Source organism: Antribacter gilvus (genome assembly GCF_003946865.1).
GTDB classification, from domain to species: Bacteria; Actinomycetota; Actinomycetes; order Actinomycetales; family Cellulomonadaceae; genus Antribacter; species Antribacter gilvus.
Genome location: NZ_QXTH01000012.1, coordinates 138,228 through 145,525, shown reverse-complemented (window position 1 = coordinate 145,525; position 7,298 = coordinate 138,228). Strand labels below are relative to the sequence as shown.

The 7,298-nt window shown below is 72.9% G+C and carries 6 protein-coding genes and 1 tRNA gene; 5 read left to right on the top strand and 2 right to left on the bottom strand.

All coding sequences use genetic code 11. The features are described 5' to 3' along the window. Positions 1 to 132: 132 nt before the first annotated feature. Positions 133 to 217 (bottom strand) — tRNA-Leu (locus D1350_RS19535). A 257-nt stretch (positions 218 to 474) separates the two neighbouring features. Here D1350_RS19535 and D1350_RS19530 point away from each other — a divergent pair. From D1350_RS19530 to D1350_RS19515, 4 genes are all read left to right on the top strand, one after another. Beyond that, positions 475 to 1,779, top strand: coding sequence for an AI-2E family transporter (locus D1350_RS19530; protein WP_338068188.1), 1,305 nt, complete (start codon positions 475 to 477; stop codon positions 1,777 to 1,779). Positions 1,780 to 1,851: 72 nt separating this feature from the next. Then, positions 1,852 to 2,475: a GNAT family N-acetyltransferase gene (locus D1350_RS19525; protein WP_125777711.1), complete on the top strand. Its 624-nt coding sequence runs from the start codon at positions 1,852 to 1,854 to the stop codon at positions 2,473 to 2,475. Positions 2,476 to 2,528: 53 nt separating this feature from the next. Beyond that, entirely contained in the window at positions 2,529 to 3,482 is a 954-nt protein-coding gene (locus tag D1350_RS19520; protein ID WP_125777710.1) for a Ppx/GppA family phosphatase, read from the top strand. Positions 3,483 to 3,555: 73 nt separating this feature from the next. Beyond that, positions 3,556 to 4,926 (top strand): chitinase, encoded by a 1,371-nt coding sequence (locus D1350_RS19515; RefSeq protein WP_125777709.1) that lies wholly within the window; start codon positions 3,556 to 3,558, stop codon positions 4,924 to 4,926. Positions 4,927 to 4,950: 24 nt separating this feature from the next. On the opposite strand, the gene D1350_RS19510 is transcribed toward D1350_RS19515, so the two are convergent. After that, positions 4,951 to 5,556, bottom strand: a complete 606-nt coding sequence (locus tag D1350_RS19510) for a TetR/AcrR family transcriptional regulator (RefSeq protein WP_125777708.1) — start codon at positions 5,554 to 5,556, stop codon at positions 4,951 to 4,953. A gap of 117 nt (positions 5,557 to 5,673) precedes the next feature. On the opposite strand from D1350_RS19510, the gene D1350_RS19505 reads away from it, so the two are divergent. Continuing rightward, positions 5,674 to 7,137: an FAD-dependent oxidoreductase gene (locus tag D1350_RS19505; protein WP_125777707.1), complete on the top strand. Its 1,464-nt coding sequence runs from the start codon at positions 5,674 to 5,676 to the stop codon at positions 7,135 to 7,137. The last annotated feature ends 161 nt before the right edge of the window (positions 7,138 to 7,298 follow it).

Below are 7,298 nucleotides of genomic sequence, written 5' to 3'. Positions count from 1 at the left end.
AACCGCACCCGCAGCTGATCTGCGTCCGATGAAGACGACACGGTCCTCGCAACCCCCAAAAACTCTGGGTGTTGCGAGGACCGCTAGATAGCCCCGGAGGTCGGGGGCCTTCTGTGTCGCTGTCTCAACGAGTGTCCGGAGGGGGACTTGAACCCCCACGCCCGATAAAGGGCACTAGCACCTCAAGCTAGCGCGTCTGCCATTCCGCCACCCGGACAGGTGGAACCCTCGCGGCGTTTCCGCCGTTCCGGTGCGTGGAAAAAGATAGCACGGTGGAGGGGTCGAACGTGAATCGGCCGGGTTGTGACCGCGCCCACCCCGCGCCCACCCCGCGCCCGCCCGAGTCCCGGCGCGGGACCCGCGACAGTCTGCGGAAAACGCACGCGCGGCCCGTCCGCCCTGCCTCCGCGAGGGCCCTGCGGCAGACTGGGCGCACGGACGGGGTGCCCGGCCGGGATCTGCGGAGGTGGCCTGGTGGCGAGAGGCGAGCAGGGCGTCGTCGGGCACGGGCCCGGGCCCGCGCCCGGTCATGTCACGCCCCCACCCGACCAAGCCACGCAACCTGACCGGCCCGCCCGGGAACGGAAGCCCGGCAAGGACGGTGCTCGCGCATCCGCGGCGCCGGCCACCCTGACCAAGCCCCTCCACGTCGCCACCCTCGCGCTCCCGGCCCCCGTGCCGGACGGGGTGCCGGCGTGGCTGCGCACGTCGGCCGGCTACTCGTGGCGCCTGATCGCGGTCACCGCGGGCGTCGCCCTCGTGTTCTGGGGTGTCAGCCAGGTGCAGCTCGTCTTCGTGGCGGTGTTCCTCGCGCTGGTGTTCACGTCGGTCCTCAACCCCGTGGCCGACTTCTACTCCCGCATCATGCCGAGGCCCCTCGCCACGGTCCTCGCGCTCCTGTCGAGCGTGGTGGTCATCGGAGGTCTGCTCACGTACGTCGTCGCGTCGGTGGCTGGGCAGTGGGAACGGCTCGCCGAGCAGTTCAACACCGGTATCGACCAGCTGGTGGTGCTGGTCGAGGGCCTCCCGTTCAACATCGACCTGGACCAGCGGGAGCAGTGGCTCGGCGACGCCCGCACCTGGATCCAGCAGAACTCCGACTCGCTGCTCTCGCGGGCCGCGCAGAGCGCCGGGTCCTTCGCGGAGGGCTTCGCGATCCTGGCGCTGTCGATCTTCTGCACGGTGTTCTTCGTGTCGTCGGGCAAGTCGATGTGGGCCTGGTTCCTCGGCCAGATGCCCGCGCGGCAGAGGCCGCGGTGGCAGGCCTCCGCGGGCGCCGGCTGGTACACGTTCTCCGGCTACGCGCGTGGGACCGTGATCGTCGCCCTCGCCGACGGGCTCCTCGCCGGCATCTTCCTCGCGATTCTCGGGGTGCCTCTCGCGGCGCCGCTGGCGGTGCTGGTGTTCATCGGTGCGTTCATCCCGATCATCGGCGCACCCCTGGCGATGATCATCGCCGCGGTGGTGGCGCTGGCGGCAAACGGCTTCTTCACCGCGATCATCGTGACCATCGGCATCGCGGGCATCGGCCAGCTCGAGGGGCACGTGCTGACGCCGCTCATCATGGGCAAGCAGGTGGCTCTGCACCCGGTCGTGGTGGCCCTCGGCGTCACCGCCGGCACGGTGGTGAGCGGCCTGCTGGGCGCGGTCATCGCTGTGCCGCTCATCGCGGTGGCCTGGGCGGTGTACAGCACGCTGCGTCGCATCGAGTCCGAGGAGGACGACACGGAGCAGGCGGCCGACGCCGGACCCGCACCTCCCGGCACCACCTCGCCCTGACCCCGGGTCGCCCGGGTTCGGCTGGCGCAAATCTGCAGGTCGCAGCCCCTTTCGGTATGGCAGAGTGGGTCCATGGAGCCCTTCGTCCTGGCGAACGAGACGGTCCGTCTGTCCGTGCCCACGCTGGCCGACGTCGACGACGTCTGGAAGGCCTGTCAGGACCCTCAGATCGAGGCCTGGAACACCGTGCCGACCCCGTACGCGCGCCAGGATGCCGTGGCGTTCCTCGAGGGCGTGGTGGCTCCCGGGTGGTCCGCAGAGCGGTCGTTCACCTGGGCGGTCCGCGCACCGGGGGAGTGCGACGGCCCGGTCCTCGGCATGGTCGGGCTGGACGTCGAGGACGCGACTCCGGGTGTCCGGTCCGCCGGGCTCGGCTTCTGGATGGCTCCCGCCGCGCGCGGCCACGGCCTCGTGACCGCGGCCTGCCACCTGGCTCTCGACTGGGGCTTCGACCCGGAGGGTCTCGAGCTGTCGCGGGCCACCTGGCTCGCCTATGTGGGCAACTGGCCGTCGCGGCGCGTGGCCTGGAAGCTCGGGTTCCGGGTCGAGGGCACCATCCGCGGCCAGGGGGTGCAGCGGGGCCGACGACGCGACGCCTGGTTCGGCACCCTCCTGCCGGGCGACCCGCGGGAACCGAACGAGGCGTGGCCGGCGGAGGCCCCGGCGTCGGCTGAGGCTGTGCTGCCGCGTACCTAGCCGGGTCGCGGACGCGCCGCCGCACCCACCCCGGGACTTGTACGGTTGCCTCCATGCGACTGGCGGTGCTCGATATCGGCTCCAACACCGGGCACCTGCTCGTGGTGGACGCCCACGGCGGCGCGGCTCCTCTGCCCGCCCACTCGTACAAGGAGCCGCTGCGGCTCGCGGAGCACCTGGACGAGAGCGGCGCGGTGTCGGCGTCGGGCGTCGACGCCCTCTCCGCGTTCACCGCCGAGGCCGTCCGCCTCGCCGACGCCCGCGGCTGCGCCGACCTGCTCGCCTTCGCGACGTCGGCGATCCGGGACGCCGTGAACTCGGACGAGGTGCTCGCGACGGTGCAGGAGCGCACTGGGGTGCGCCTGTCGGTGCTGAGCGGCGAGGACGAGGCACGGCTGACGTTCCTGGCGGTCCGCCGCTGGTTCGGGTGGTCGGCGGGCCGCCTCGCCGTGTTCGACATCGGCGGCGGCTCGCTCGAGATCGCCGCGGGCGCGGACGAGGCGCCCGACGTCGCGTGGTCCCTCCCTCTGGGTGCCGCCCGGCTGGCACGTGAGCTCCAGCAGCCCATCGCCGGCGCCGACCTGGCAGCCGTGCGGCGCCGGATCCGCATCGAGATCGCGCACGACGCCGGCAACCTCCTCCGCGGCGGCCCGCCGGACCGTGCCACGGCCACGTCGAAGACGTTCCGGTCGCTCGCGCGGATCTGCGGTGCGGCGCCGTCGTCGGACGGGGTGCTGGTGCGGCGCGTCCTGACGCGCGACGCCTTGCGGGAGTCGATACCGCGGCTCGTCGCGATGGCCCCCGCGGAGCTCGCCCACCTGCCGGGCGTCTCGCCGAGCCGCGCGCACCAGGTGGTGCCCGGCGCGCTCGTGGCCGAGGCCTGCTTCGACATCTTCGAGCTCGCGGACCTGGAGATCTGCCCGTGGGCGCTGCGCGAGGGCATGATCCTCGAACGCCTCGACGTGATGCCGCTCCGCACGGCCGAAGCCGGGGCCGTTACGGGATAACCCTGATGTGCCGGACGTCGCTCCAGCCGTACGTTCTCCTTACTTACCGGCCTGAAAGTACGGGGGGACGATCATGCACTCACACCCGCGGCGCCGCACCCTCGGCGCCCTCACCGCACTGCTCACGGCACTCCTGACCACCGTCGCGCTCCTGGGCGGGAGCCTGCCCGCCCAGGCGGCCACAGGCGCCATCACCGGCTACGGCGGCAAGTGCGTCGACGTCGCGGCGGCCAACAGCGCGAACGGCACGCAGGTACAGCTCTACACCTGCAACGGGACCAGCGCGCAGTCCTGGGACGTCCGCGGCGACGGCACGATCCGCGCGCTCGGCAAGTGCCTGGACGTGGCGTCGGCCAACAGCGCCAACGGCACCCGCGTCCAGCTCTGGGACTGCAACGGCACCCCGGCGCAGGCCTGGACGGCGGGCTCGGACGGCACGCTGCGTGCCCTCGGCAAGTGCCTCGATGCGACCGGGCCCAGCTCCGCCGATGGCACGCCCCTGCAGATCTGGGACTGCTTCGCCGGCGAGAACCAGCGCTGGAGGCTCCCGTCCGGCGGTGGCACCACCAACCCGGCGAAGATGCCGGGCTCGCCGTACCTCTACCTGGGCTGGGGCAACCCGCCGAGCGCGACGTCGGTCATGAGCCAGACCGGCGTCCGATCGTTCACCATGGCGTTCATCTTGTCGTCCGGCGGCTGCAACCCCGCGTGGGACGGCAACCGGCCGCTCACCGGAGGCGCCGACCAGCAAACGATCAACGCGATCAAGGCGGCGGGCGGCCAGGTGCAGATCTCGTTCGGCGGCTGGTCCGGCAACAAGCTCGGGCCGGCGTGCTCCACCCCGGCCGCCTACGCCGGTGCCGTGCAGCAGGTCATCAACGCGCACCAGCCGAACGTGGTGGACTTCGACATCGAGAACACCGACGAGTTCGAGAACTACACCGTCCAGGACCGCATCCTGCAGGCGCTCGTCATCGTCAAGCAGAACAACCCGAACGTGAGGATCGCCGTCACGATCGGCACCGGGCAGAGCGGGCCCACGGGCGCGGGGACGCGGCTCATCAACCGCGCGGCCGAGCTGCGCGTGCCGATCGACAACTACACGATCATGCCGTTCAACTTCGGCTCGTCGAACGTGGCGCAGTCCACGATCAGCGCGGCCGAAGGACTCAAGGCGCAGCTCAAGGCCGCCAACGGCTGGACCGACGCCCAGGCCTACGCACGGATGGGCATCTCCGGCATGAACGGCCTGTCGGACTCGGGGGAGGTCACCACGACCGCGGCCTGGACCCAGATCCGCGACTACGCCCGTGCCAACGGTCTGACGCGGCTGGCCTTCTGGTCGGTGAACCGCGACCGGCAGTGCGCCGGCGGGCTCACGGACTCGTGCAGCGGCATCTCGCAGCCATCGTTCGAGTTCACGCGGATCACGGCGGGCTTCTGAGCCGGGGCCATCACGGCGGGGGCGCTACGGCGCCTCCGCCGTGAGGTACCTCTGCACGGTGGGCGCGAGCCAGTCCACGATCTCCTCGCGCTCGAGCCGTACCGCCGGCTCGAACCGCAGCACCAGCCGGGTGAGTGCCAGGCCGAGCAGCTGCGACGCGATCAGCGCTGCCCGCGCCGGGGCCTGCGCCGGGTCCGGCACCGCCTGCAGCACCGCGGGCAGCACCTGGGCGGCGAAGATCTCCTGCATCCGCACGGCCCCGGCGGGGTGGGTGACACCCACCCGCAGCAGCGCCGTGAGCACGCCCCGCAGGTGGTCGTCCTCCCACAGGCCGAGGAAGTGGACCACGACGGTCCTCCCGAGCGCATCGGTCGGGACGTCCGAGAGGTCCGCGAGCCGGAGGTCGACGTCGACCGCCGCCGCGAACAGGCCCTCCTTGGAGCCGAAGTACCGCATCACCATGGCCGGGTCGATGCGCGCGTCCTGCGCGATGGCACGCACGGTGGCACGGTCGTAGCCGTCGGCGGCGAAGCGTTCGCGGGCGGCCGCGAGGATCGCGGCCCGGGTGGCGTCGGAGCGGCGGGCCGGGGCGGCCGGGGCGGCCGACGGCGGAGGTGCGGTGGCATCCATGTCAACAACTGTAGGCCAACAAGCGTTGACATGCCTGCACGCCCGCGCCTACGCTGTCAACAAGTGTTGGCCAACAGTTGTTGACATGCCCCGGAGCGGGGCGAGGAGGAGGCCCGGATGAGCGAGCACGCACAGCAGCCCGAGGCGGACGTCGTCGTGGTGGGAGCAGGCCCCACGGGCCTGCTCCTCGCCGGCGATCTCGCGACGGCGGGCGTCCGCGTCACTCTCGTCGACCGCCGACCGCCGGGCATCAGCAACCTGTCGCGGGCGTTCGCCGTGCACGCCCGCAGCCTGGAGCAGCTCGACGCGCGCGGCCTCGCCGACGACCTGGAGGCCCGGGGGAGGGCGCTCAGCACCCTCCGCCTCTTCGGTTCCCTGTCCCTCGACCTCGCCACCCTCCCGTCGCGGTTCGCCCACGTGCTGGTGGTCCCGCAGTACGAGGTGGAGCGCGCCCTGGAGGCGCGTGCGGTCGCGGCCGGCGTCGCGTTCCGCCACGAGACCGAGGTGACGGGCCTCGAACAGGACGCCGGGGGCGTCGTCGTGCACGGGACGACGCCGGACGGCCCGGTCTCCCTGCGCGCCGCCTACGTGGTGGGCTGCGACGGGCACCGGTCCGCGGTGCGCCGGCTGGTGGGGCTGCCGTTCCCCGGACGCGCGGTGATCCGGTCCATGATCCTGGCCGACGTGCGGCTCGCCGAGCCGCCCACGGACGTGATCACCGTCGCCGTCGAGGACGACGCGTTCTGCTTCGTGGCCCCCTTCGGCGACGGCTACCACCGCGTGATCGGCTGGCGCTGGGGCCACGACGTGGCCGAGGACACCCCGCTGGGGCTCGACGAGGTGCGCGACACGATGCGCCAGGCGCTCGGTACCGATCTCGGCCTGATCGATGCGCGCTGGACCTCGCGCTTCCACTCGGACGAACGGCAGGCGCCGTCGTACCGGGTGGGCCGGGTCTTCGTCGCCGGGGACGCCGCCCACGTGCACTCGCCCGCGGGCGGGCAGGGCATGAACACGGGCCTCCAGGACGCGGCGAACCTGTCGTGGAAGCTGGCCGCGGCGGTGCGCGGCGACGTGGCCGATGCCGAGGCGTTGCTCGACTCCTACCAGTCCGAGCGGCACCCGGTCGGCCGCCTGGTGCTCCGGATGAGCGGCGGCCTGGTGCGGGCCGCCCGGTCGCGCGGGCTGGTCTCCCGCCTGCTGGAGCTCGGGATCTCGGGCGTGGCGGGCCACGTCGCCCCGGCACGACGCCGGGCGATGGGCCTGGTGTCGGGCATCGGCCTCGCGTACGGGCGCCCCCGGGGTGCGCACCCGCTGGTCGGGCGCCGTGCGGCCGACGTCCCCCTGGTCGCGGGGCCCGCGGGCGAGCGCCTCTACGAGGCGTTGCGGTCGGGCCGGTTCGTCCTGGTCCTGCCGCCCGACGTCCTGCCGCCCGACGACGGTCCGGGGTCGCCTGCCCGCCCGACGCCCGGATCGCAGTACGCGAGGTGGGCCGACGGCGCCGTCGTCGTGCGCCGTGCGGACGGCGAGGGCACCGCCCTGCTGGTGCGGCCGGACGCCTACGTGGCCTGGGCCGCCTGACCGCCGAGGGGTGCGCGGCCCGGCGCAAATCATGTTGCGCCAGGTCCGGGGCCCGTGGCACCGTGGGGACGTCCCCGCGGGTGTTCCGCGCGTGTCAGGGATGACCAGAAGGACTGTGATGACAGACGTCGCCGGCGGTCTCGAGACCCTCACGCGCTGAC